At 57.2% G+C, this 23,689-nt stretch carries 25 protein-coding genes; 16 read left to right on the top strand and 9 right to left on the bottom strand.

Features of this window, described 5'->3' with window-relative positions; translation table 11 throughout:
- Nucleotides 1-8: 8 nt before the first annotated feature.
- The 4 genes from larE to rlmN form a co-directional block, all read right to left on the bottom strand.
- Complete coding sequence (gene larE, locus P0119_03090; GenBank protein ID MDF0665041.1) at nucleotides 9-818, bottom strand: ATP-dependent sacrificial sulfur transferase LarE; 810 nt, start codon at nucleotides 816-818, stop codon at nucleotides 9-11.
- A gap of 12 nt (nucleotides 819-830) precedes the next feature.
- A complete protein-coding gene (locus tag P0119_03095; GenBank protein MDF0665042.1) occupies nucleotides 831-2,144 on the bottom strand; it encodes a pitrilysin family protein in 1,314 nt (437 codons plus the stop codon).
- Between the two features lie 79 nt (nucleotides 2,145-2,223).
- A complete protein-coding gene (locus P0119_03100; GenBank protein ID MDF0665043.1) occupies nucleotides 2,224-3,624 on the bottom strand; it encodes a pitrilysin family protein in 1,401 nt (466 codons plus the stop codon).
- Between the two features lies 1 nt (nucleotide 3,625).
- Nucleotides 3,626-4,705, bottom strand: a complete 1,080-nt coding sequence (gene rlmN / locus P0119_03105) for a 23S rRNA (adenine(2503)-C(2))-methyltransferase RlmN (protein ID MDF0665044.1) — start codon at nucleotides 4,703-4,705, stop codon at nucleotides 3,626-3,628.
- A 151-nt stretch (nucleotides 4,706-4,856) separates the two neighbouring features.
- On the opposite strand from rlmN, the gene P0119_03110 reads away from it, so the two are divergent.
- The 9 genes from P0119_03110 (at nucleotide 4,857) to P0119_03150 (ending at nucleotide 14,210) form a co-directional block, all read left to right on the top strand.
- A complete protein-coding gene (locus P0119_03110; protein MDF0665045.1) occupies nucleotides 4,857-7,160 on the top strand; it encodes a transglycosylase SLT domain-containing protein in 2,304 nt (767 codons plus the stop codon).
- 66 nt (nucleotides 7,161-7,226) lie between these two features.
- On the top strand, nucleotides 7,227-7,481 hold the full coding sequence (locus P0119_03115; protein MDF0665046.1) for a hypothetical protein: 255 nt from the start codon (nucleotides 7,227-7,229) through the stop codon (nucleotides 7,479-7,481).
- Complete coding sequence (locus tag P0119_03120) at nucleotides 7,474-7,770, top strand: cell division protein ZapA (GenBank protein ID MDF0665047.1); 297 nt, start codon at nucleotides 7,474-7,476, stop codon at nucleotides 7,768-7,770. The genes P0119_03115 and P0119_03120 overlap by 8 nt, the downstream gene beginning before the upstream one ends.
- A 509-nt stretch (nucleotides 7,771-8,279) precedes the next feature.
- Nucleotides 8,280-9,860: a ribonuclease Y gene (gene rny, locus P0119_03125; protein MDF0665048.1), complete on the top strand. Its 1,581-nt coding sequence runs from the start codon at nucleotides 8,280-8,282 to the stop codon at nucleotides 9,858-9,860.
- Nucleotides 9,857-10,636 (top strand): TIGR00282 family metallophosphoesterase, encoded by a 780-nt coding sequence (locus tag P0119_03130; GenBank protein ID MDF0665049.1) that lies wholly within the window; start codon nucleotides 9,857-9,859, stop codon nucleotides 10,634-10,636. Before rny ends, P0119_03130 begins: the two co-directional genes overlap by 4 nt.
- A 68-nt stretch (nucleotides 10,637-10,704) precedes the next feature.
- Nucleotides 10,705-12,105 (top strand): exodeoxyribonuclease VII large subunit, encoded by a 1,401-nt coding sequence (gene xseA / locus P0119_03135; GenBank protein MDF0665050.1) that lies wholly within the window; start codon nucleotides 10,705-10,707, stop codon nucleotides 12,103-12,105.
- A gap of 58 nt (nucleotides 12,106-12,163) precedes the next feature.
- Nucleotides 12,164-12,421 (top strand): exodeoxyribonuclease VII small subunit, encoded by a 258-nt coding sequence (gene xseB, locus P0119_03140; protein MDF0665051.1) that lies wholly within the window; start codon nucleotides 12,164-12,166, stop codon nucleotides 12,419-12,421.
- A gap of 97 nt (nucleotides 12,422-12,518) precedes the next feature.
- The gene (locus tag P0119_03145; GenBank protein MDF0665052.1) at nucleotides 12,519-13,247 is read left to right on the top strand and encodes a TlyA family RNA methyltransferase; all 729 of its coding nucleotides are present in this window, start codon (nucleotides 12,519-12,521) and stop codon (nucleotides 13,245-13,247) included.
- 39 nt (nucleotides 13,248-13,286) lie between these two features.
- Nucleotides 13,287-14,210: an SDR family oxidoreductase gene (locus P0119_03150; GenBank protein ID MDF0665053.1), complete on the top strand. Its 924-nt coding sequence runs from the start codon at nucleotides 13,287-13,289 to the stop codon at nucleotides 14,208-14,210.
- A gap of 98 nt (nucleotides 14,211-14,308) precedes the next feature.
- On the opposite strand, the gene P0119_03155 is transcribed toward P0119_03150, so the two are convergent.
- Together P0119_03155 and aat are read right to left on the bottom strand one after the other, a co-directional pair.
- Nucleotides 14,309-14,629, bottom strand: coding sequence for a rhodanese-like domain-containing protein (locus P0119_03155; GenBank protein ID MDF0665054.1), 321 nt, complete (start codon nucleotides 14,627-14,629; stop codon nucleotides 14,309-14,311).
- A gap of 96 nt (nucleotides 14,630-14,725) precedes the next feature.
- Entirely contained in the window at nucleotides 14,726-15,406 is a 681-nt protein-coding gene (gene aat, locus P0119_03160; protein MDF0665055.1) for a leucyl/phenylalanyl-tRNA--protein transferase, read from the bottom strand.
- A 973-nt stretch (nucleotides 15,407-16,379) separates the two neighbouring features.
- On the opposite strand from aat, the gene P0119_03165 reads away from it, so the two are divergent.
- Nucleotides 16,380-16,502, top strand: coding sequence for a hypothetical protein (locus P0119_03165; protein ID MDF0665056.1), 123 nt, complete (start codon nucleotides 16,380-16,382; stop codon nucleotides 16,500-16,502).
- Nucleotides 16,503-16,517: 15 nt separating this feature from the next.
- Here P0119_03165 and P0119_03170 read toward each other — a convergent pair whose 3' ends face one another.
- Nucleotides 16,518-17,396: an IS1380 family transposase gene (locus P0119_03170; GenBank protein ID MDF0665057.1), complete on the bottom strand. Its 879-nt coding sequence runs from the start codon at nucleotides 17,394-17,396 to the stop codon at nucleotides 16,518-16,520.
- 137 nt (nucleotides 17,397-17,533) lie between these two features.
- Here P0119_03170 and P0119_03175 point away from each other — a divergent pair, with 137 nt between their 5' ends.
- From P0119_03175 to istB, 5 genes are read left to right on the top strand one after another with little or no spacing between them, the layout of a single operon-like run.
- Nucleotides 17,534-17,773, top strand: a complete 240-nt coding sequence (locus P0119_03175) for a hypothetical protein (GenBank protein ID MDF0665058.1) — start codon at nucleotides 17,534-17,536, stop codon at nucleotides 17,771-17,773.
- Between the two features lie 34 nt (nucleotides 17,774-17,807).
- Complete coding sequence (locus tag P0119_03180) at nucleotides 17,808-18,212, top strand: IS630 transposase-related protein (protein MDF0665059.1); 405 nt, start codon at nucleotides 17,808-17,810, stop codon at nucleotides 18,210-18,212.
- Nucleotides 18,163-18,636, top strand: a complete 474-nt coding sequence (locus P0119_03185; protein ID MDF0665060.1) for an IS630 family transposase — start codon at nucleotides 18,163-18,165, stop codon at nucleotides 18,634-18,636. Before P0119_03180 ends, P0119_03185 begins: the two co-directional genes overlap by 50 nt.
- Before the next feature lie 27 nt (nucleotides 18,637-18,663).
- Nucleotides 18,664-19,704, top strand: coding sequence for an IS21 family transposase (gene istA / locus P0119_03190; GenBank protein MDF0665061.1), 1,041 nt, complete (start codon nucleotides 18,664-18,666; stop codon nucleotides 19,702-19,704).
- Nucleotides 19,701-20,483 (top strand): IS21-like element helper ATPase IstB, encoded by a 783-nt coding sequence (gene istB / locus P0119_03195; protein ID MDF0665062.1) that lies wholly within the window; start codon nucleotides 19,701-19,703, stop codon nucleotides 20,481-20,483. The genes istA and istB overlap by 4 nt, the downstream gene beginning before the upstream one ends.
- Here the strand turns inward: istB and P0119_03200 are convergent.
- Nucleotides 20,480-21,043 (bottom strand): transposase, encoded by a 564-nt coding sequence (locus P0119_03200; protein ID MDF0665063.1) that lies wholly within the window; start codon nucleotides 21,041-21,043, stop codon nucleotides 20,480-20,482. The two genes, istB and P0119_03200, sit on opposite strands and share 4 nt — an antisense overlap.
- Before the next feature lie 118 nt (nucleotides 21,044-21,161).
- Here P0119_03200 and P0119_03205 point away from each other — a divergent pair, with 118 nt between their 5' ends.
- Nucleotides 21,162-21,533, top strand: coding sequence for a hypothetical protein (locus P0119_03205; protein ID MDF0665064.1), 372 nt, complete (start codon nucleotides 21,162-21,164; stop codon nucleotides 21,531-21,533).
- A gap of 227 nt (nucleotides 21,534-21,760) precedes the next feature.
- On the opposite strand, the gene P0119_03210 is transcribed toward P0119_03205, so the two are convergent.
- Nucleotides 21,761-23,467, bottom strand: coding sequence for a hypothetical protein (locus tag P0119_03210; protein MDF0665065.1), 1,707 nt, complete (start codon nucleotides 23,465-23,467; stop codon nucleotides 21,761-21,763).
- Between the last annotated feature and the right edge of the window lie 222 nt (nucleotides 23,468-23,689).

Here is a 23,689-nt window from a genome sequence, read left to right on the forward strand (position 1 = left end):
CGGTGGAGTCAGTTTAGGGTGACTCCACCAGGCCGATATCCTTCCAAATCCACCGTCACGAATTTAAACCCCAGCGCTTTCAGCTTTGTACTGATCGCTGCACACAGATCTGCTTGCATGAGCCGAGGAAGTTCGCTCTGTGCCAATTCAATCCGCGCGATCTCACCGTGACTTCGTACTCGAAAATGACGGAACCCCTCACGATGCAATACAGCTTCGGCTTTTTCAACACGGTGCAATTTTTCCAGCGTGATCATGTTTCCACGTGGGATCCGTGACGAGAGACAAGCCGCAGCCGGCTTATCCCAATTGGAAAGCCCTAGATCTTTGGCAAGAATACGGATGTCGGCCTTTGATAATTCGGCCTCCACGAGCGGGCTGCGCACGCCCCATTCCCGGGCAGCTTTGATGCCGGGGCGATCATCACCCAGGTCGTCCAGATTGGTTCCATCGACGACATAGGTGGCAGCTTTGGATTGCCGCACATTTCCAAGAAGTTGGTACAGGTCCGCCTTACAGTGAAAACAACGATTCGCGTCATTCCTCACGAAGTCGTCAATGGCCAGCTGATCCGTCTGTACGGTTTCATGGCGGGCGCCGATCTCCCGGGCAACCCGCTCGGCAGCTTCCAACTCAAGAGATGGAAACGTCGCTGAGATGGCCGTGATGCCGACCGCCTGCTCGTGGAGTTGGTCGTGCGCGACTTTAAGCACGAACGTGCTGTCGATTCCACCGGAATAGGCCACCACGACCGAGCCCATCTCCGTCATGAGCGTTCGGAGGCGACGGAGCTTCTGTTGGAGAAGGGACGCTTGCATAGTATAGGCTTACTAGTTGCGAACTTTTGCCTTCGCGATATTGCCGACCACGACGAGCGCGTAGTGTTGAGGATCCAGGTATTGTTTGGCCACGCGCTGCACATCCTCTCTTGTCACTCGTTCGATCCATTTTGGGTACTGACTAAAATAGTCGAACCCCAGCCCAAAAAACTCTACTTGTGCCAAGACTTTCGCCAGCTTCGCAGTGGAATCCAGTCGTAAGGGGAAACTGCCCATCAAAAATGCTTTAGCATCGGCCAACTCCTGATCGGTGACCGGGGCCTCTCGGATCGTTCTCATTTCAGCCAGGACGCCGGTGATGGCCTGGTTGGTGGTTTCGGTACGGGTCTGAAGATTGATCCAGAAGGAACCAGGCATCAATCGAGCATCGTAATGACTGGTAATGCCATAGGCAAGCCCTTGCTTGTCTCGAATGGTGTCCATGAGTCGGGATGAAAATCCTCCGGCCCCCAACACATGGTTCATGACGGTGACGGCATAAAAGTCCGGGTTGGTCCGGCTGATTCCGGGGTGACCTATCACAATGGTTGATTGCGTAAGATCCTTCTCGATGAGCTGCACGATCTTTTTGTCGATGACAGCCGGTTTCTTAACTGTTCTCGGCGGCAGCACCCCTTTTTTCCAGGATCCAAAATGTGCCTGGACGAGCGCCGTCGCTTGTTCAACCGTGATGTCGCCGACGATGGTGAGGATGACTTGGTTCGGAAGATACTCTTTGGCGTAGAAAGCCTGCACATCCGCCAAGGTGATCTTGCCCAAGGTATCTTCCGTCCCGTTCACAGGCCAACGATAGGGATGATTCTGAAAGACCAACTGATTGAAGGCCTTCATGGCGACATGGCTGGGATCGTCATTATCACTGGTAATTTCTCCAAGGATCTGCGCTCGGACTCGCTCGAACTCTTGTTTGGGAAAAACGGGACGCTGAAGAATATCGGCAAGGAGAGTGAACCCGAGGTCGAGGTCTTTCTTCAGTATGCGCGCCGATGCAGTTGTGAAATCTTCGTCCGCCTGGACTCCCAACGAACCTCCGACAAAGTCGATCTGTTCGGCCAGCTGTTTGGAGGATCTGCTTGTGGTGCCTTCATCGAGGAGGCCGGCGACTAAATTCGCCACACCGGCCTTTTCCGGAGGGTCCTGCGCTGAGCCGACCTTGATGAGGGCATGGATTTCAACGATGGGAAGGAAATGTTGTTCCAGCACGAGAACGGTCATCCCATTCGGTGTGGTGAATCTCGTGGGCGAAATGTCAGCGGCAGCGGACGGCCTCGCGGCGCCCAGCCAGCATAGGACCAGCACTACCATGCCGGTAACCGACCACCGGCGAACGGATCGAGACGCGGGAGAAGATCGTCTGTGGGCTCTCGGCTCGGTGACCATGATGCTATGATTTCCCGTCATGCCCCGCCGTGGGTGCTGAATCCGGGGAAGGAGGGGGCAAAGGAATAAGAATTCCGACAGTCCGATTGTCCGGGGTAAGATATTGCTTCGCGACACGCTGGATGTCTTTTACCGTAACCGCACGGATGCGTTCAACGAATTGATCGATCCGGCGCCAGCCGGCGCCGACGGATTCCGCCTGCCCGATCAACATGGCATGGCGAAAATTCGAATCTTGCTCGAAGATGCGCGCCGCCTCAACTTGGTTCTTAGCCCGTTGAAGCTCCTGCTCGGACGGCGGCTCATTCTGCAGCCGCACGATCTCTCGATGGATGGCTTCTTCGACCCCTTCGACCTTGGCGCTGGGATTCACCAATGAGTAGAAATAAAACAGACCGGGATCGGCCTGCAACAGGCTATACTCGGCGCCGACGGCCAATGAATTCTTCTGCTCGTAGACCAAGCTCTGATAGAGGCGGGAGCTTTTTCCGTGTGACAGGATCGATTCGAGGATGTCGAGCGCATACGAGTCCTCGTTCGAATAGTTGGGGACGCGAAACCCCAGCATGACAAACGGTACCTGGGCTTCGCGCTTCAAGAGAAAGCGGCGTTCCCCTCGCTGTTCCGGTTCCGGCGGCAGGGCTTGCTTGGGTGAGGGACCTCTGGGAATCGGCTCAAACAGACGTTTAATCGTCGGAAGGAGAGTTTCGGCCTTGATATCACCCACGATCACGAGAGTCGCGTTGTTGGGAGAGTAAAAGGTGTCGTAGTGGCGTTGCAAGTCTTCGAGGGACATCGCATCGAGATCGGCGAACCATCCGATGACGGGCCAATGGTAGGGATGGCTGAAGAAGGCCTGAGCAAACAACGCTTCAACCAGCGCACCCTGCGGGTCATCCTCGGATCTGAGACGACGTTCTTCTTTCACGACGTCGCGCTCGGTCTGAAATTCGTTGTTGTCCAGAATGAGGCCCTGCATCCGATCGGCCTCCAGTTCGAGGACCAATCCGACACGATCCGCCGCCACATTCTCAAAATAGGCGGTAAAGTCTTGTCCGGTAAATGCGTTGTCGATTCCACCGTTCTTTCTGACGATCCGGGAGAACGAGCCTTTCGGATAGCGTGCCGTACCCTTGAACATCATGTGCTCGAGCATGTGTGAAAGTCCGGCTCGTCCCATGACCTCGTTTCGCGAACCGACTTTGTACCACACCTGCACCGTGGCTACCGGAGCCTTGGGAACCTCGACCAGCAGGACTTTCATGCCGTTTGCGAGGATGTACTCGCTCGGCTCTGCTCCCAGCGAGACCGAGACGGCACCAACGACGAGAAGCGTCGTCAGGATGTGGATGTGCCAATGAGACTGCATAGTCCGCATGATCATGATGAAGGTAGAACTCGTCATGCTAGCAACGAGATTCGATAGGTGTCAAGGAAGGTCGATTGCTGGAGAGTTCTCCAAGCTGTCCGCAGGCGCCGAGAACGTCCCGTCCTCGGCTTTTTCGAACAAACGCATCGAGGTCGGCGTCGCGGAGGATGGATTGAAATCGAAGAATCGCCTGTTCGGACGGGCGATGAAAAGGGCTGCCCGGAAATTCATTGAACGGAATCAAATTGACCTTGCATCGCATGCCTCTCACCAGTTGCACCAGGCGGCGAGCATCAGCCGCATGATCGTTTACACCGGCGAGCAATACATATTCGAAGGTCAGCTGTTGGTGAGAGGCGAGGGGATAGCGGCGACAGGCTGCCAGAAGTGACCTCAATGAAGCGATTTCGCTGGCAGCAGGCATCAGCGCCCGACGCTGTTCTTCGGTGGTGGCATTGAGCGAGATGGCGAGGTTCACGCCGAGCGTCGCGACGGCCGTCAGGCGGGACGCCAACCCCGCCGTCGACACCGTCACGCGCCTACGTGACCACCCAAGACCCCACGCTTTGCTGGTCAGCGCGGTCACGGCGGCCTTGAGACTGTCTAAATTGGCCAGGGGTTCTCCCATCCCCATGAACACGAGGTTCGTAATGTGTTCATCGGACCTCAGCACATCTTGCGCGGTGAGGATCTGATCGATGATTTCGTGAAGCTTGAGGTTGCGTTTAAGCCCCATGCGCCCGGTCAGGCAGAAGCCGCAATCCAACATACAACCCACCTGAGTTGACACACAGAGCGTCAGCCGCTCTTCATCCGGGATCAGCACGGCTTCGATTGACATGCCGTCGTCGAGGGGCAGCAGCAACTTGCGCGTTCCGTCCCGTGAGGTCAGGACCTTGACATGGGATGAACGTCCGATCGTGGCCGATTGAGAAAGCGTCATGCGATCATGCATAGGGAGATCGGTCATATCGGTGATGGTTCGTAGGCGTCGTTGATAGATCCAGCGCAAAATTTGCTTTGCACGATAGTCCGGCCAGCGCTGCGCACGGACAAACTTCACCATCTGTGGTTCGGTAAGACTCAGGAGCGTTGTCGCGATAGCGGGAGGGCTCATTGACAAGCCTGCAGTATCATATTTCAAACCATGAAGGCTACCATAGCTGAAGTCATACCGTTTATGGCCCTACCCATCATCGGGTCCTGAAACTTCTTCCATTGCTGGCCGCTCTGTATATAATGAACAGGGCGGGCGTCGGCAGGCTGTCATGAAAACCTGTAACAAGTGTCGTTCCATCGGTGGTTGCGCGCTGACGGTTGCGTCAGGTCTGGCACTCGTGCTCGGGTGTTTTCTCTCCAGCGACGGCTATACGGCGCAAGTTGAGATGTCCGAACAATCGACGGCCAATGGTTGTACGACTGCGGAAGATTGTTTCGCGGCGGCGGCCTGGCCGAAGGAGCGCCTGGGTCACGCTTTGACGAAAGATCAAGTGGTGGCGCTCAAGCTGGAACGTCTCCGCACGGTCATGGAGGGATTTCCCGCCACGCAGTGGGCCAAGCGTGCCGGGCTGCTGTCTGGGGTGATTTTGATCGATCGAAATCCCGCCGGGGCTTTGCCATACCTTCGGGCAGCCCAGAGAGACTTTCTCGTACTCGATGATTATATTCGCTTCTGGATCGGAGAGGCTTTGCTGCGCTCCGGGGATGCCAAGGAGGCGGCCGGCATGTTTGAAGGGGTGTCGCAAGCGGTCCCAGATTCCAATCTTCTCAATCAGGTGGCGCTCCGTGCCGGAGAAGCGTGGTATCAGGCGTCCAGCTGTCCAGAGGCGGTGTCCTGGTTCGTCAAGGCCGTCAATGTCAATGATAAGGACGCGCAGATCCCTCAGGCCTGGTTGCGGTTGGCGTCTTGTTATCTTCGAGAGAGTCAATTGACGGAGGGACGAGAAACGCTGAAGCAGCTTTGGACGAAGTTTCCGCAGACAAAGGAAGCCAAGGAAGCCGAGACTCTGCTTAGGAGCAATATCGGTGGTGTGCCGTGGACTGTGATGCCCGACATGCATTATGAGCGTGCCCAGGCCTTCTTAGGGCAATCGCTCCATGCCGAAGCAATCGAGGAACTGAAAAAGTTCATGGCGCAAGACCCGTCCTCTCCACAGCGTATGGATGCCAAACTCAAACTGGGAATCGCTCAGGTCCGGTTGAAGCTGTACGATCAGGCCCGCGACACCTTTCATGCCCTGACTGCTGAACAAGGCCCTCGGGCAGATGAAGCGACCGTATGGCTCGCGAGGGTCTATCTCAGACAGGGACTGGGGGAAAAGTTATTGGATCTGTGCCGGACGCTTTCGAAACGAACGATGACTCCGGAACAGAAAGGACAGATCAATGCATTTGTCGGGACCTGGTTGGAAGATGAGGCGCGGTTCGATGAAGCGATCGCAAGGTATCGACAGGTGTCCAAGTTCGGAGAGCCGGCTTCTCAACGAGCAGAAGCCTACTGGCGGGAAGGGTGGGTGCTTTACCGAACGGCTCGTTATCGGGAGGCCATCACCGTGTGGCAGCAGATCGTCGATCAGAAGGACAGCGACTTTGAACCCCAGGCGCTCTACTGGATTGCCCGTTCCTACGGTCAAGTGGAAGATGTGAAGTCAAAAGAGGCGTTCGCATTGCTCTGTCAGCGCTTTCCGTACACCTACTACTGCCAGTTGGCGCGCGAACACACAGACCTGTCGGTTGCCGGGCAGACGAAACGGGAGGGTTCCGTCGTCGCTGCCTCGTCCGCTCAACCTGTTCCCGAGGTACCTCCCACATCGGGTCAGGACGATCAGACAAGTCATCGCATGCAGATCGAGCTACAGCCGGCGTACAGACGGGCGGTGGAACTCAAGACACTCGGTCTCGATCACGATGCCGCCAGAGAGCTCAGCGCGTTGACGGATCGATATAGTCGTGATCCCGAAGTATTGGCGGCGTTATCGATGATGTTGAACGAGGTTGGTGCCTATCATCATGCCCTGCGCCTGGTGCGGTCTCGATTCCGTGAGAAGTTGGAGCGGACCGGCGGAACGGTCGCAGATGGACTTTGGAATGTGGCCTATCCAACCGGATTGATTCCCACGATTAAACTGTCGGGAGCCAGCGGGGTGGATCCGTTTCTCGTTGCCGCGATCATTCGGGAAGAAAGTCAATATGATTGGAAGGCCGTCTCGCGTGTCGGGGCGATCGGATTGATGCAGGTCATGCCGGCCACCGCCAACGCCGTAGCGCAACAGCACCGGCTTCCAAGCCTATCCCGGGAGGATTTGTTCGATCAAGAGATCAATATTCGGATCGGGACTCGGTATGCAGAGCAACTGTTTAAGCAGTTTGCGGGGAATGTGGTGCAGACGATCGCCGCGTACAATGCCGGCCCGATCGTTGTAGAGACCTGGGCGGCGGCCTATCGGGGACGGAGCGAGGATGAATTCGTTGAGTTGATCCAGTATCAGGAGACCAGACAATACGTCAAACGCGTACTGCGTAGCTACAAAGAATACCTGCGTCTGGCGGGGGATCCAAAGGCCTTTTCTTGACAAGATCTTGTGAAGTTTCTATAGTGCGCCCAAATCCGTAGGGGCAATAGCGCAGAGGGGTTGATTATGGACTTGGATCGACTTGATGCATTGGAAACCCGAATTCGTGACTTGGTGAAGCTCGTTCAAGAGCTCAAACGAGGGAATGCGCTCTTGGAGGAGGAGCTCAAGGCGGCGCGCCAGCGGCTGGCTGCCCAGGATGATATGAACCGCAAATGGGAAAAGGAGCGACTGGACATCAAGGTGCGAATCGAAAAAGTCATGAATGAAATGGAGCTGTTGGAATGTGTCGAAGACCCTAAGGAGGTGGCCATTGACTAAGACCATTGATGTAGAAATTTATGGCCAACGATATGCGATCACGGGAGATGGCGATGATGCCTATATCCGACGGCTGGCACATTTCGTCGACGATCATATGAAACATTTGGCGGAAGGGATGAAGACGACGACTCCATCGAAGTTGGCGGTGCTGACGGCGATCAATCTTGCCCATCAGTTGTTTGAGTCTGAGAAAAAGAGGGTCCAAGGGGAGGCCGATGTCGAACAGCGGATGGTCACGTTGATGCAATCGATCGATGAGCAGATGCCGGCCTCGCTCTTCCGATAAGGTGACGCGCCTTGCTTTCAAAGAGTCCCTTTGTTATCATGCAGATGTGTGAGTGTGTCGATGGATTGGAAAGGATAAACTCGTAGGATCGTTGATTTGTTGGAAACGAAACAATGTGAGAACAACAGAGAACGTTTGGATCATGGGGTACGAAGGGTTGGTTTAGTGGATACTCATGGTGCAGGTCGTGCTCAGTCAAGGGTTTCTATGTGCCAGGCGACGGCCTGGTGCGTCGTATGAGGATGTCCGACAACTACCATCCGGACGCCATGAGTCTTTACCACCAGCACCTGTTTCAATAACTGATTCCCTCCGGCGGCTGACAGGTGGAAACCGACAGTCGTGGACAACAGCGTACCCTGACGATCTCTTGTGTTTCCAAATAACACGATTCGCAGTCTCCTGAGTCTCTCCTCTTCACCCCACATCGTGTTCGTGCCGATTAACTTGATCTGTGACTAGGCGCCAGGAGCGGCTTGAGCTGATCCGAAGCCTTTCAAGAGAAGGGGGTGACTCCCATTTCAACCTCAATTGTCATGTACATCATGTTGTCGGGGATTTTCGGTGCCGTTATTGGTATAGGGCTATTTGTGCTCCTGCGTCGTCGCATGACTGGTGCCAAGCAGGCTGAGGCGGAAGAGCTGGCCAAGCAGGTGGTGCAGAACGCACAACGAGAGGCAGAGAATGTTCTCAAGGAAGCCAGGTTTGAAGCCAGGAATCTCGCGTTTCAAGCGAAGTCCGAATTCGAGCAAGAGCAGAAAACCAAGCTTGGTGAACTTTCAGCGATGGAAAAGCGTCTCATCCAGCGGGAAGGAGGGCTTGACGGGAAACTCGCCGCCATAGAGAAGCGCGAGGGTGAGTCCCGGAAGCGGGAGGTGGATTTCGCAAAACGAGAGGAGGGGCTTGCGGCCAAAGAGTCTGCCTGTGCCAAGGCCGAACGCGAGCATCGCGAGGCGCTGGAACGGGTAGCCGGGATGACGGCCGATGAAGCGAAGAAACAATTGATCCTCGAAATGGAATCGCAGGCACGGCTCGATGCCGTAGGCATTGCCAAGCGAACGATCGAAGAGGCCCGTGAGACTGCGGAACGGGAAGCTCGAGAGATCATCACCACGTCGATTCAACGCGTCGTGCGTGATTATGTGTCGGAATCAACGATCTCGGTGGTTCCCATTCCAAACGATGCCATGAAAGGCCGAATCATCGGCAGGGAAGGACGGAATATCCGTGCCCTTGAAGCGGCGACGGGCATTGATTTGATCATCGATGAAACCCCTGAAGCAGTGATTATCTCGGGATTTGATCCATTGCGGCGCGAGATCGCCAAAGTGTCGCTGGAACGCCTGATGCACGATGGCCGTATTCATCCCACGCGAATCGAGGAAATCGTCGAAAAGGTGAAGATCGACATCGATAAGCTGATGTATGAGGAGGCCGAGAAGATCACCTTTGAACTGGGCCTTTCAGATTTTCACCCGGAGTTGATCAAAGTGTTGGGGCGCCTCAAGTATCGCACGAGCTACGGGCAAAATAACCTGTATCATGCCCGCGAGGCGTCGTACATTTGCGGCATCATGGCGTCGGAGTTGGGTCTCGACGTCAGATTGGCTCGGCGAGGCGCTTTGCTGCACGACATCGGCAAGGCGGTCAGCCATGAAGAAGAGGGGCCGCATGCCATGCTGGGGGCTGAAATCGCCAAGAAATACGGCGAATCTCCCAAGATTGTCAATGCGATTGCCGCACATCATGAGCAGGTGGACCCGATCTGTCCGGAGAGTGTCTTGGTGGCGGCTGCTGAGGCGTTGTCGGCGGCACGGCCCGGTGCGCGGCGGGAAGCGCTGGAGTCTTACGTGAAACGGCTGGAAAAGCTGGAATCGCTGGCGACCGGACATAAGGGAGTGCAGAAGGCGTACGCGATCCAAGCTGGGCGTGAAATTCGTGTCATTGTGAGACAAGAGGACATCACGGATGCCGAGTCGTTCCAGCTTTCACGTGAACTTGCCAAGAAGATCGAACAGGAGTTGACCTATCCGGGACAGATCAAGGTCACGGTCATCCGAGAAAGCCGATACGTGGAATACGCCAAGTGAAGATCCTATGTATCGGGGACATCATGGGGGAGCCTGGGCGCCGGGCTGTCGCCAGGACGGTGCCTCGGCTGATCGGACAGCATCGTATCGATGCGGTCATCGCCAACGGGGAAAATCTGGCCGGAGGGTTCGGGGTCACACCGGAGTTGGCTGAAGAGCTGTTCGAAGCAGGCATTTCGGTCATCACCACCGGCAATCACGCCTGGGATAAGAAGGAGGTGGTCGGGTACTTTTCTCGGGAGCCCCGGTTGTTGCGTCCGGCGAATTATCCGGCGGGAGTCCCTGGAAACGGGAGTGTCGTCATTGAAACCGCAGGCGGCGAACGGCTGGCCATATTACAGCTGATGGGTCGGGTGTATATGCCGACAATCGATTGTCCGTTTCAGACGGCGAAACGCGAGTTGTCACGCTTGAAGCGGGAGACCTCCGCGATCGTGGTCGACATGCATGCGGAAGCCACATCTGAAAAAATGGCTATGGGTCATTTCCTTGATGGGGAGGTGGTCGCTGTCGTCGGGACGCACACGCATGTGCAGACTGCGGATGAACAAATCCTGCCGAAGGGCACTGCGTACATCACGGATATCGGCATGACGGGACCGTTCCATTCGGTGATCGGAGTCAAGAAAGAACTGGCGATAGAGAAATTTTTGACCGGCATGCCGAGACGATTTGAAGTCGCCTCAGGGCTCTCGGTGTTTTGTGCGGTCTTGCTCGACCTTGATCCGCGCTTGGGCAAGGCGGTAGCATTCGAACGGATCCGCCTCATGGATTAAGCGGAACATCGAATGAGGGTTCGGGTCCCCACAATAGCATCGTCGCGATCCGTGAGTGCCGCACGGGCTTGAGAAGGAGAGGACTCACGAATACCCACGCCCATCCGTCCCGTATTGCGCTCGACTCGACATCGAGGCAGATTCTCACCGTCTCAGAACTGACAACCATGGTTCGGGCCTCCCTGGAAACTAACTTTGCCGAGCTGTGGCTCGAAGGGGAAATTTCGAACCTGCGCGCACCAGCTTCCGGCCATCTTTACTGTACACTCAAGGACCAGTCGAGTCAGATTCGGGCGGTGATCTTCCGTTCCGCGGCGGTTCGTTTGCGGTTCGGCCTTGAGGAGGGGCTGCATGTCGTCGTGCGGGGGCGGCTTTCGGTATATGAACCGCGAGGTGAGTACCAGGTTATTCTCGATCATCTTGAACCCAAAGGGCGGGGTGCCCTCCAGTTCGCGTTTGAGCAACTGAAGCGTCGCCTGGAAGCCGAAGGACTTTTCGATAGGGAGGGCAAGCAACCACTACCGATGTTCCCGCGGACCGTTGGAATCGTGACCTCGCCGACCGGAGCGGCAGTTCGGGATCTGATCACCCTGTTGCACCGTCGCTGTCCTATCTTGAACATCATCATCGCGCCTGTCCAGGTGCAGGGGCCTGGATCGGCTGAACAAATCACAGCAGCGATTCAGACCTTGAACAAACTCGGCCTAGTCGATGTGATGATCATCGGCCGAGGCGGTGGATCAATGGAAGATCTGTGGAGCTTCAACGACGAAGCGGTCGTACGAGCCATCGCTGCGTCACGGGTCCCCATCGTATCAGCTGTTGGACATGAGACCGATGTGACGCTGGCCGACTTTGCGGCAGATGTACGTGCCCCGACGCCGTCCGCTGCGGCCGAAATAGTTGCCCCACTGTTGACGGGGATCGTTGAACGGCTGAGCATGCTCACCGCTCGCTGTCGGCAAGTCATAAGCTCGCGATGCCTTGAGCAGCATCAGCGGCTTGAGCTTTTGCTCGCTCAGATGGACAACCTCCGGTTTAAGGTCCTCAAGGAAGTTCAGCGGGTGGATGGCGCCGTGGCAGGCATGCGAGAAGCAGTCCGCGCTCGGCTGAGGCGAGCGATGGTGAATGTGCATGGATGGACGCAAGCTCTGGCGGCGAAGAGTCCGGCGCTTCAAGTGCATCGGGATCTGGTGATTGTTCCACAGTTGAGGTCGCGTTTGATCGCTGCCATGAACTATGGTCTCAAGCGAAAGGCCGAGCAAACCCATGCCTATATCGGCCGATCTCACGGACTCAGCCCTCTTGCTGTTCTCGGTCGAGGTTATGGAATTCTCGAGACGATGCCTGGACGCCGAATCATTCGGGATGTTGGACAGGTCTCCGTCGGTGAAGAGATTCTGGCACGTCTGGCCCGAGGGCAGCTCCGATGCACGGTGGAAGAAGTCGGGTTGGATCCATTGTTTTAAAAGCCGGCCGAGACTTCGTTATAATGGGCTGCTCGTTGGATGCATAAAGGAGATTGTCGTGGCTGGGGTGAAGTTTGAACAAGCGATGGCTAGACTGGAAGCCATTGTGGGGGAGTTAGAAAAGGGAGATTTGCCGCTCGATGAATCGTTGAAGATTTTCGAGGAAGGTATTCGGTTGTCGAAGAATTGTCTAAAAGTATTGGAAGAGGCTGAGCGAAAAGTCGAAGTGCTCGTTCAGGATACGAATGGGAAAAAACAGCTACGCGCCTTCACCTCCGATGACAATGCTGTACTAGGTTCGGCTGAGGATCCATAACAGGTCGTTCTTCTGATCCTCGCTCTCTTCGCAGCGTTTCCTCATTTTAGTGCTCATGGGTACGAAAGTACGAAGCCAGAAGGATCGTTGTGATCATGTGTTAACGGCTCAGGGATTGGTGCAGAGTCGAGATGCCGCAGCCCGGAAGATTCTTGCGGGTGAGGTCAAAAGCAACGGGGCGGTCATCGACAAACCGTCCAGGCTGATTCCCATCGATGCGGTCATCGAGATCATGGGAGGAAGCAAGCCGTTCGTCAGCCGAGGCGGCGAAAAACTGGAGGCGGCCCTGGGCTCAGGCTCGATCGACCCTCAAGGACTGATCTGTCTCGATGTCGGATGTTCAACCGGAGGGTTCACCGACTGTTTGCTCCAAAGAGGGGCTGCGAGAGTCTACGCGGTTGACGTGGGGTACGGTCAGTTCGATTGGCGGCTCCGGCAAGATCCACGCGTCGTACTGATCGAGAGGACCAACATTCGTCATATGCCTCTTTCTGCCGTCCCGGAACCGATCCATCTGGTCGTCATCGATGTCTCTTTTATTTCCTTAACCAAGGTTCTTCCGCCTATCACGCAGTTTCTCCGACCCGAGGCGCACATCATCGCCTTGATCAAGCCTCAGTTTGAAGTGGGTAAAGGTCAAGTCGGTCGGGGCGGCGTCGTGCGCGATGACGCACAGCGGGAGGAGGCCGCCCAGAGAGTGTTACGGTTTGCGAGGGAGATGGGATTGCAGACCGTGAGGACCGTTGCGTCGCCGGTCAAAGGGAAAAAGGGCAATCAGGAAATATTAGCAATCTTTGAGTACAACATATCATTTCGTGGTATGTAAGGAATGTCGTAACTGCTGAGAGTTCATTCAGGAGGGCCAATGAAAGTACTCGTGACGGGCGGCGCAGGTTTTATCGGGTCTCATGTGGTGGACCGCCTCGTTGAAGAGGGGCACCAAGTCGTCGTCGTCGACAATCTGTCCACCGGAAAGCGGAAGCGTGTCAACCGTGCGGCGAGTCTATACAAGACCGACATTACCAGCTGGCGTCTTGAACGGGTCTTTCGGAATGAACGGCCCAACATCGTCCTCCACCTTGCAGCTCAGATCAGCGTTCGCCGTTCGGTAGATGACCCGGTGTTTGATGCGCAGGTCAACGTCTTGGGAACCATGAATGTGTTGCAACAAGCGGTTCGGTATGGTTGCCGAAAGGTCGTGTTCTCCTCGTCCGGTGGCGCGATCTATGGTGAACAGGAGACCTTTCCTGCAGCTGAAGCTCACGTCACGAAGCCACTGTCACCCTATGGCATCAGTAAGCTGTGCGGAGAACATTACTTGTCCTACTTCCAGCGGACAAGCGGGATTCCGGTAGTCAGCCTACGGTACGCCAACGTGTATGGACCGCGGCAGGACCCAGAGGGGGAAGCAGGTGTCGTCGCCATCTTCATCCAAAAGATGTTGAACGGTGAACAGCCCATTATTAATGGAAATGGGCGACAAAGTCGTGATTTCGTGTTCGTCGAGGATGTGGCGGAAGCCAACCTGGCAGCCATGGGTCAGGATGCCCACGGAGTCTATAACGTCGGAACCGGGACCGAGACATCCGTAAACGAATTGTTCCGCGTGCTGGCTGGTCTGACCGGTTCCAGCGCCAAAGAAGTCCACGGACCAGCCAAGCTTGGCGAACAGATTCGCAGCGTGGTTGACCCGTCCAGGATCAAACAGGAACTTGGGTGGGAGGTCAAGGTGGACCTTGCGGAGGGGCTGAAGCAGACGGTGGAGTTTTTCCAGGGGAAAAGCGGATAGTGTCCGTCACTGGAACGCGAAAGCGCAGTTCGCGAGCCAAACGCTCTTTCGAACTCCATCGGGAACGCTTCACCATCGACCATCAAACTTTGACCGTATCAGTATCGAGGGACCGCCCCATCGATTTGGACGGACCAGGCATCGATCCCGCCGATCAGGTTCTTCACGTTTGAAAATCCCTGCTGTAGCAGGAACCCTGTCGCGTCTCCGCTTCGCATCCCATGATGACAATAGGCGATAATCTCGGCAGTCCTGTCCAACTTGGAGAGGGAGTTCGGCAGCGTGCCGAGTGGAATGAGGATAGAGTTGTCCAGCTTGGCGAGTTGGTTTTCCCAAGGCTCGCGCACATCCAAGAGTACCAACTTGTCCCCTTTATCGATTCGAGTCTTCAATTCCTTTGGCGTAATGGTAAAGCTCATGTGACGTCCTCCTCATGACTAGGACGAAATCATAAGCGACCGAGGAAAAGGCTGTCAAATATGGCAGAGTGTCAGGCTTGTACTTTCCGTGACTTCTCACGGCGTTTCGAGCTTCCATCGTCCTCGGCGCTCGGGAAGCGTGAGCGCCTGGTTGAGCTGTGTGATGAAGTCCGACCGTGGAATCTCTTCGGCCCCGAACCGCATGACATGGGGCGAGAATTGTTGGCAATCGATGAGGTGGAAGTTCCAGGCCTGAAGCTGACGCACGAGCCGGACGAGCCCTACCTTCGAAGCATCATCGACTCTGGTAAACATCGACTCGGCAAAGAAGGCCCCTCCGAGCGCCACACCGTATAGTCCGCCGACCAGGCGACCGTCCTGCCATGTCTCGACGGAATGGGCATAGCCGAGTTCGTGCAAGCGTGTATAGGCATCCAGCATGTCGCCTGTAATCCAGGTTCCTCCCTCGGGATACTGTTGGCGCGGCCCCGCGCACTGTTCCATGACATTTCGAAAGCTGGTATCGAGCGTGGCTGTGAACACATCCAGACGAAGGCTTCGCTTGAGGCTACGCGAGATGTGGAGCTTGTCGGGGAACAGGACAGCGCGAGGGTCCGGCGACCACCAGAGAATGGGTTGATCGTCGTTGTACCAGGGAAAGATGCCTCGTCGGTATGCTGCGAGTAACCGCTCCGGGCTCAGATCTCCGCCTACGGCGAGGAGGCCTTCAGGGGATGCCCGATCAACCGGGGGAAAACCAAGATCGTGCCGATTCACGCGAAACATCGCACGTACGATACGTGAAGCGAAGGGAAAAGACTACGTCGGGAGAAAGAGGTGTTGTATAGGTCAGGTAATTGATAAGCAATGTCAGCTATCGATCCAAAGCGGTCGATCATCTGATTGAAAGCGGCCGTTCAACGTCGGTGTGTGCAGCGGGCTAGGAATGTGAGCCTTCTCAAAAAAAAGGGGGGCTTACACCGATCCGCATAAGAAGTCGTGATACATGGTCCCACCGCTCCAACTCATTGAAACGTCAACAGGTATGGCGTATTGTTCGTGAACAGTAACGGCGTGTTAGACGAACTGGAACTGGCCGATCCAGCGCTTATGCGGATCTGCCCAAACATATTTTGGGTGACGCTTCGCGTCCCCCGAACGGCCCTGCGGCTAGCGCTCGTGGCCGTTCGGGCAATAACATTACAACGCATGTCAATTGATTGGCGCATACAAGCAGCTGCCACTGTAGCGCACGACGTACCAGCGGCATATCTGGAGAATCAGCTACCACTTGTTGCGCCATGACAAAGATTCAAATAAAATCGTCCACTTCTCGGAGTGGTCCTCGCTGGACAAGGCATAACGTTTCTTCGAGTCTCCTGAGCTGGGAGAAATCCTGAGAAAAGCCGGCATCAAAGCGCCTGACTTCATTTACCTGCACGAGATAGAGCGTGGTGTGCTATAGCCTCAGTCTATCGTTCGAAAGGGACGCCGTCAGAGTGTGGCGCCGTTAGGCATCGGAATGTACCTCGCTCTCGACGACGCGCAGCGGTTCATCCAAGGCTACAAGCTTCTTATGCTTGAGGTATTAGGTGAACAGGAAGATCGCATCACCGAAAGCGTCGTTCCGTTGCTTGCGAAGGCGCGTGCGAAGCTTGCTAGCCTCCTTTATTCGTGATTGATGGTCACGGCCACCGGATCGCATACTTCTGAGAGCCATCGGCGTCGATTCCGAGTGCGTGGAGGTCTCGTGACGTGTGAAGTGAGGGCAGCACAGGCTCTCCGTCTGGTTGCACCCCCTCAGACCAGTCGTGTCCGGCCGGATCTGGAGACACCGTTCCTGCGCGAGCGGGTGGAAACCGTGTTCGCCTAAGCCCCAGTCGCTCGGTTACCCAGGCGACGCGCCCACGGCCAGGGCCAGTCGGCGCCAGGTGCGGTGCCACGGCGCCGTGCGAGGTAGGTGCAGAACGAGTCGACGGACCGATCCTTCCACCCAGACGGCCAGCTTGAGCAACCGGTCGCGGAGGGTCGTCACTTGGGCCTGGGCGCAGCCCGTGCCAGCGGCGCGCCGCCGCAACTCCTGCAGCAGGACATATGCCGCCGTGGTGAGCAGCACCCGGAACTGGTTCGCCCAGAACCGCGAGCAGCTCGTCCGGCCCAGCGCCAGGCCGCCATGCAACTCCTTGAGCCGATTCTCCATGTCGCCCCGCTGACAGTAGATCGCGTACACCTTCGCCGGGGGCACCTTCAGATTCGTCACCACGAACCGCGGGTTGCATTTGGGATCCCGTCCCGGCAGCCGGACGACTTCGGCCTTCATGATCACCCGCCGAGGCTCGGACCACGACGCAGCGGCATACTGGGTCTCCCCATAGCGGTGTTCAGTCCGACCACTGGCCTTCGACATGGCCCAAGCTTCGGCCAACAGCTTGCCCGCCCGCCGTTCCAGCCGCGCATTGCTGGCGAGCCCGACGACATACTCAACCCGCTCCCCTTCCAGGAAGTCCAGCCAGTCGTTCCCGGCGAACCCACCGTCCACGCGGACGCGCAGCGCGGCCTTGGGGAACGCGCGCCGCAGGCGGCGGAGCAGCCGGCGCAGGAGGCCCGACGCGCCCTGCTTGGCGGGACTGTTGCCCGGGCGCAACACGATCGCCACCAGGTACTGCTCGGCTTCGTCGTTGAAGGTCAGCGTCGCCACCAACGGCAGGTAGCACCAGATATCATAGTGCCCATTGAAGAAGGTGAGCGCTTGCTGGCCGTGTGTCAGCGGTCATGCAATAATCCCCAGATGTGGTCAATGAATTCTCCCCACCCTCTCACCGAAGGAGGGATGTGATGGAACTTGACGATAGCAAGGAGACAACGATCATACCGTCCCAGGTAGACCACACTCGGGAGGTATGTATGGTGGATCAAGAGCGGTGGGCGGAGATTCGACGGTTGCGTCATGAAGAGCGGGGATCCATTTCAGGGATTGCGCGGCGGTTGGACCTGGATCGGAAGACCGTGCGGCGCAGTCTGCAGCAGACGACGTGGCAACCCTATCGCCGAGCGGCGATGACGGAGACGCTGCTGACCGCCCATGCCGACTTTGTGCGGACCCGTGCGTCGCAGGTTAATTATAGCCAAGCCCTCAATTACTGATGGACATTGACGGTGGACTTTGCGATCATGGGGCATGAGATGCTCATCAGATTTGCGCCAACGGGTCGTGGATTTTGTCCGGAGTGGTGGCAGCAAGGCCGAGGCGGCTCGGCGATTCAAGGTGGGCGAGGCCAGCGTCTACCGCTGGCTCAAGCCCGGCGGCCTAGCATACAAGCGTCCCGGCCCACAACGACCCCACAAACTGGATTGGGACGCCTTGCGTCGTCATGTGGAAGTCCATCCCGATCGGACACAAGCGGAGCGAGCACGGCATTTCCAGGTGTCCCGGCATTGCATCTGGAACGCACTCCACAAACTGGCGTTGACCCATAAAAAAAAGGATCGGGTACCAGGAGCGCGATCCGCAGCAACGGAAACAATTCCTGCGCCTGCGCGAGCGGTTCTTTCGCCGTGGCAAACGACCCGTCCATATCGATGAATGCGGGTTTGCGTCGTCGACGGCGCGGCGGTATGGGTACGCACCGAAGGGTCACCGCGTGGACGGCCTGGTCTCCGGGCAGCGCCGGCCACGGACCTCGCTGATTGCGGCCCGTATGGATGGGCGATTCGAAGAACCACTGCTGTTTGAGGGGACGTGCGATACGGTGGTCTTCAACACCTGGCTCAAGACGAGGCTGTGCCCGCGTCTCAATGCCCAGCACCTCGTGATCATGGACAACGCGGCCTTTCACACATCGTCGGAGACGGCGGCGCTCATCGAGGCCACCGGCGCCACGCTGCTGTTCCTGCCGCCGTACTCTCCCGACTTTAACCCGATCGAACAGGACTTCGCTGCCCTCAAGAAACGCAGGGAATACCATGAAACCGCTACCCTCGATCAGATCGTGAAGGCCTATTCATAACTATGGGCTTAGCTATATTCGGCGCGGATTCTCTATCAGGAACTGCGAGCGAGCCACGAGTACATCGGCAGTTATGAGACGGTGAAGCGAGGGGTGGCGCCGCTGCGTGAGGGTCAGCTGCAGGCGGAGCGGGCCCTCCTCCGCTTTGAGACACCGCCGGGCCAGCAGAGTCAGATTGATTGGGGCCAAGCCACCGTGCCCTTCCGCGCCGGCCCGACGGTGGTGCACGTGTTCGTGTTGACGTTGGGGTTCAGCCGACGTGGGTTCTATTACGCCTGTGCCGATGAGCGGCTGGCGCAGTTTCTCGAGGCCCATGAACGGGCTTTTGCGCATTTCGGTGGCCACACGCGAGAGCATCTGTATGACCGACCGCGAACCGTCTGTTATGCGGATGAGACGGGGCGGCGGCTCTGGAATCCCACCTTCAAAGCCTTCGCCGACTATTGGGGCTTTGAGCCGCGCGTGTGTCGGCCCTATCGGGCCCAGACCAAGGGTAAGGTCGAATCCGGCGTGAAATATCTGAAACGGAACTTTCTGCCGGGACGAACGTTTGTCGATCTGGTGGACTTTCAAACCCAACTTGACGAATGGACCGCGACAATTGCCGACCGCCGCATCCATGGCACGACGCATGAGGAGCCACTCGTCCGGTTTGCGCGAGAACGCAACCACCTGGTCCCGCTGGCGGACCAGCGCGCCTTCCAGCAGGAGGCGCGCGTCTCACGGATCGTGGCCGAGGACTATTTGGTCAGCCTGGCGACGAACCGCTACTCCGTGCCCTTCCGGCTCATTGGTCAGCGGGTTGAAGTGCAACGACGGGGGGACACGGTCCACATCTTTCACCGTGACCAAGAGATCGCGACGCACCCGGTGCTCCCGGGCCAGCACCAATTCCGAATCCAGCCCGAGCACGGCCCTGGAGCCAGTGCGCGTCTCGCCCGCCACCGTCGGTCCACGGTGAGCGATCGGTCCCCTCGCCCCGATGCCTTGCCGGAGGTCGAAGTGCGGGATCTGGCCTGGTACGAGGCGGTGTGTGAGCGCACGGCGTCGCAGGAGGGGCGGCCATGAACGCGGCGCAACTGGAACGGCTCCGTGACCAACTCACGCGCCTACGGCTCTTGAAGAGTCGGGAGCGGCTGGAGGCCCTCTTACAAGAAGCGGCCGTCAAGGAGCTGCCCTATGCCGACTTCCTCGACCAGGTGCTCGGCGAAGAAGTCGCGTCCAAGACCGCGAAGAACATTGCGATGCGGACGAGTTTGGCGCGATTTCCATTCGTCAAGAGTCTGGAGGTCTTCGACTTCAGCTACCAGCCTTCGTTGGATAAGAAGCAGATTCAGCAGGTGGCGACCTGCCACTTCATCGAGCACGGCGAGAATGTCGTGATCTTGGGGCCGCCCGGTGTGGGCAAAAGCCACCTGGCCATCGGGCTAGGGCTGCAAGCCATTGCCCAGGGCTATCGGGTGTTGTTCACGACAGCCGCCGCCATGATCGCTACGCTGACTCGGGCGCTCACGGAGAATCGGCTGGAGGACAAGCTGAAGCTCTATACCATTCCCCGGTTGCTGATCATTGATGAGATCGGCTATCTGCCCATTGACCGCACCGGGGCCAACTTGTTCTTTCAGCTCATCTCACGCCGCTATGAGAAGGGGCCGATGATTTTGACCAGTAACCAGAGTTTCGGGGCTTGGGGCGAGGTGTTTGGCGACCGGGTGCTGGCGACTGCGATCCTGGATCGGGTGCTCCACCACGCGATCACCATCAACATCCGGGGCCATTCCTACCGGCTGAAGGAGAAACTCAAAGCCGGACTTGTGCGGGTCGAAGAAGCGTCAACGACAACCTAACGGGGTGGGGAATTTTCGATGACCATAACTGGGGCAATTTGGATGACCCTTGACACGTGCGTCGGATCGTCGGTCGGGTCCAGATCGATGGTGATGCGCTGCGCCCGTCCCTGGCGGAAGCGGCGCTGCTGCGCAATGACCGTGTCCGCCACAGCCCGGCCCATCTGGACCAGCGCCCGCGGGCCCACGGCATTTTCAAATCGGGACAGGGTCGGCTGCGAGGCCAGGGCCGTCCCGGTGAGCGGGTCCCGGCCCACGGCCAGCTTGTGCATCGGGTCGTCCGCCAGCCGCGCGGCATCGTTCCCATCCTCGTACCCACAGGCCAAGCCAAAGATCCGCTGGCGCAGCAGCTCCCGCACCGTGTGTCGGATCTTGTCCGGCTCCCGGCAATCCACCACACATGTCGCCAACTGGTCGGTCAGCCGGAGGCGGTCATCCAGCGCCTTGAGCAACAGGACGCCCCCATCCGTGCTGGCATGGGCCTGATCGAAGCGGGCGACCACCGGCTTCAGTTTGTCATAGAATTCGAACGTCACTTGCGGTATACACTCTGTCGCCATCGGGTCTCCTCCAAACTGTTCGTAGAAGTGGCTGAGCACCGCTCCTATAGCACAGTTTCGAGCCTCGATGGCTTTTTTATTTCACAGGTCGTGAATTATCCGGGCTAGTGAGCCTGCCTTGCTGCGTAAGTCGATTGCGCAGCTTAAAGCACGAAAGGCCAGGCTGGATCGCGAGGTCGTCATGGCTCTCGAAGGACTCGAAGTACGGCAGTGGGTCTATCTTCGCGACACCAAGCTTCATTCGATCATGATTGATTCGTCCGCTGATCGTGCATTCGGGGTGATCGGGCTTACACAGGGAATCCGAGATATTGTCGGGGGTACCGGGCTGCTTATGGAGGCAGGTTTGGTTCGCTACCGAGGGCGGTATGTGTGTGATGGTGTCATTTCGCAAACGGCGTGGCTTGGACCAGGATACAGAAGGAGTTGGAACGAGAAATTCAAGGTGCTCAAGGCATCAGGCCAATTTCACGTGAAAGCCGATGTCTAACCATGTTGTCGACCGGATGGTCTCAAGGCATGCATGCGATACAGTTCGCCGTGACGCGCTTACGCCAGCCGGTTACGGCCAGGGTCAATGCGACAGGGCTGAGGACGGCTTTACGATGGTGCGACCTCAGCGCTGAACGTTCGTCTTTGGCCGGGCGTGGACTTTTGATGCCTGAGTTCATCTCGCATTGTTGCCTGATGAAGCAAGGCTTAGAAGAAACGAGGCAGCTAGTCTTTAGGTTTCTCCGCCGCCGCCAGGATGGGCTGGAACATCGGATCGGCATCGAGTACCGCCTTGAGTAAGTCGCTGTGGAGGAAATAACGCCAGACCTCGTCATCTTTGCCCGGTATTTCGTCAAACCAGTGTTTGGCCTCGGTCAGATGTCGGAGCATCTTGTTTTTATCGCCGTAGTCGGGCATGAAGATCATGCTGTAGGCCATGGTGTATTCGGCGAGAAACTTATCGATCGGCAGCTCGGCCATGGTCGATGACGCACGAGCGTCCTCGTACGCTCGAACACTGTCCGGGTCGTGCAAGACTCGATTCCAAGCCACCTTGTTGATACGTGACCAGGCCAGTTGCACCAGCGCCTCGGCTTTGGCCGTGTTGCGACCAGCTGGGATGTCCTTGACCAAAGCCTCGAATGTCCCGATCATTGAACGTTGATCGTTGTTCCAGCGATAGGCCATGCCGAGCCGGAAGCGGTTATCCAATTGCTCAGGACGGATTTTCGCGAGGGTTTCCAATGCCGGCAACAGTCGGTAGAGAAAATCCGCCGGTGTTGGTTGGGAGAAGGCACCCATCTCCATCGTGGTCGCAAGGTCGAGGCGGCCGGCGGCCGCATAGATGTTCCAATAAAACTCGTTGAGGGTCAGAGACAGCGCCGGATCTTTAACGGTCAGGTTGTGACCTTTGGCGGCCTCCCTAAGCAATACCGCATAGAGATTTCGGGTCAAGACCGTCAGGGCATCAACCTGATTCGGATTGATGATCAAAATGCGATTGAGCATGGCAAGTCGATCGCGTAATTCGGGAAAGTCGGCGGCACGAGCTGCTGCCGTCGTCAGCGTACCGGGCTGATCATCCGGACCCCACCAGACAATCGAGTCAGGAAGCGCTCGGCTCGTTTCGGTTGTGAACGGAATTCTGTCCGTGACCATCCCCGGCGCCTCAGGCGTGGTTCTCACGGGCAGATGAAGGACGGCAGAGTCTCGAGGAAAGCCGTATTTTTTGAGCCCGGTGAAGACCACCCATCGAGTGGTGATGGATTGCATGGCGCGCCGCTCTCGTTTCACCGTATTCGTCCAGTGGACGGTGCCTGGCCCGTACGTGACCGGTGACGAAAGGAGGTCATGATAGTGGACGGTCAGGTCGACCCGCGTAGTAGGGACGCTGAAGACTTTCCCGTTGGGCTTCAGTGGGAAGGATCCGTTCGGGATCGGACGGCTGTCTGTCACGGTGAGATGAAGGCCGGTTCCAGGTGGCGAGACGCCAAGGGCATCCATCACAAAGGCAGAGGCCTGAGTCCGGGGGAGCTCGTCCCCATAAAAAGCAAGCGAACCTGTGCTGGGCCAGAGTATGTTCATCCCAATATCCGACCGCTTCAAGACCGGGGCATGGCCGGCAGTCAGTTCCTGCCAACAGCCCTCGTACGAGGCGTCCGTTGTCCGAAGATTCGGCCGGCCGGTCGACGGCACCGTCAGGAGATTGTATTGACAGGCGAAGTCCAGCTGTCCGGTCGTGACCTTGTCACCCTTGGCGATGGCCTCGGCATATCGAAGAGCTGTGTCGATAGCGACATTATGGGTGCCCCTATTTTTCGTTCCCTTCTGAGGAGACGTGGACACTGCAGTTGCAAGTTCAGGGAAGGTCATCTCAAAGACCATCACCAGCCCCGAGAGGAGTAGAATTCCGAGCAATAGCTTCCTATTCATGATGAACAAGACTCACGCTGTTGTGGGTTATCGTGTTGAGGCGGATCTCAAGATTTTCTCACGCATCAAGGCACGGTCGGCTGGCGATAGAGTCGGCGCGGGGCTGTGGCGACAGAGCGACACGGTTTGGCGCAACGACATCACGAAGCCTTCACAATTTGGACAAGCGCCCAGATGTCGACGAATTTCTTGGCAAATACTCGTCGAAAGTTCGTCATCGAT

The sequence above is a fragment of the Nitrospira sp. genome, from assembly GCA_029194665.1.
Classification (GTDB): Bacteria; Nitrospirota; Nitrospiria; order Nitrospirales; family Nitrospiraceae; genus Nitrospira_D.

Coding starts and splice junctions, on each gene's coding strand:
- P0119_03200 (MDF0665063.1), bottom strand. CDS start 21,043: ATGGCGACAGAGTGTATACCGCAAGTGACGTTCGAATTCTATGACAAA.
- larE (MDF0665041.1), bottom strand. CDS start 818: ATGCAAGCGTCCCTTCTCCAACAGAAGCTCCGTCGCCTCCGAACGCTC.
- istB (MDF0665062.1), top strand. CDS start 19,701: ATGAACGCGGCGCAACTGGAACGGCTCCGTGACCAACTCACGCGCCTA.
- P0119_03175 (MDF0665058.1), top strand. CDS start 17,534: ATGGTGGATCAAGAGCGGTGGGCGGAGATTCGACGGTTGCGTCATGAA.
- P0119_03100 (MDF0665043.1), bottom strand. CDS start 3,624: ATGACGAGTTCTACCTTCATCATGATCATGCGGACTATGCAGTCTCAT.
- P0119_03115 (MDF0665046.1), top strand. CDS start 7,227: ATGGACTTGGATCGACTTGATGCATTGGAAACCCGAATTCGTGACTTG.
- P0119_03095 (MDF0665042.1), bottom strand. CDS start 2,144: ATGGTAGTGCTGGTCCTATGCTGGCTGGGCGCCGCGAGGCCGTCCGCT.
- P0119_03110 (MDF0665045.1), top strand. CDS start 4,857: ATGAAAACCTGTAACAAGTGTCGTTCCATCGGTGGTTGCGCGCTGACG.
- P0119_03155 (MDF0665054.1), bottom strand. CDS start 14,629: ATGAGCTTTACCATTACGCCAAAGGAATTGAAGACTCGAATCGATAAA.
- rlmN (MDF0665044.1), bottom strand. CDS start 4,705: ATGAGCCCTCCCGCTATCGCGACAACGCTCCTGAGTCTTACCGAACCA.
- P0119_03210 (MDF0665065.1), bottom strand. CDS start 23,467: ATGAATAGGAAGCTATTGCTCGGAATTCTACTCCTCTCGGGGCTGGTG.
- P0119_03150 (MDF0665053.1), top strand. CDS start 13,287: ATGAAAGTACTCGTGACGGGCGGCGCAGGTTTTATCGGGTCTCATGTG.
- P0119_03180 (MDF0665059.1), top strand. CDS start 17,808: ATGAGATGCTCATCAGATTTGCGCCAACGGGTCGTGGATTTTGTCCGG.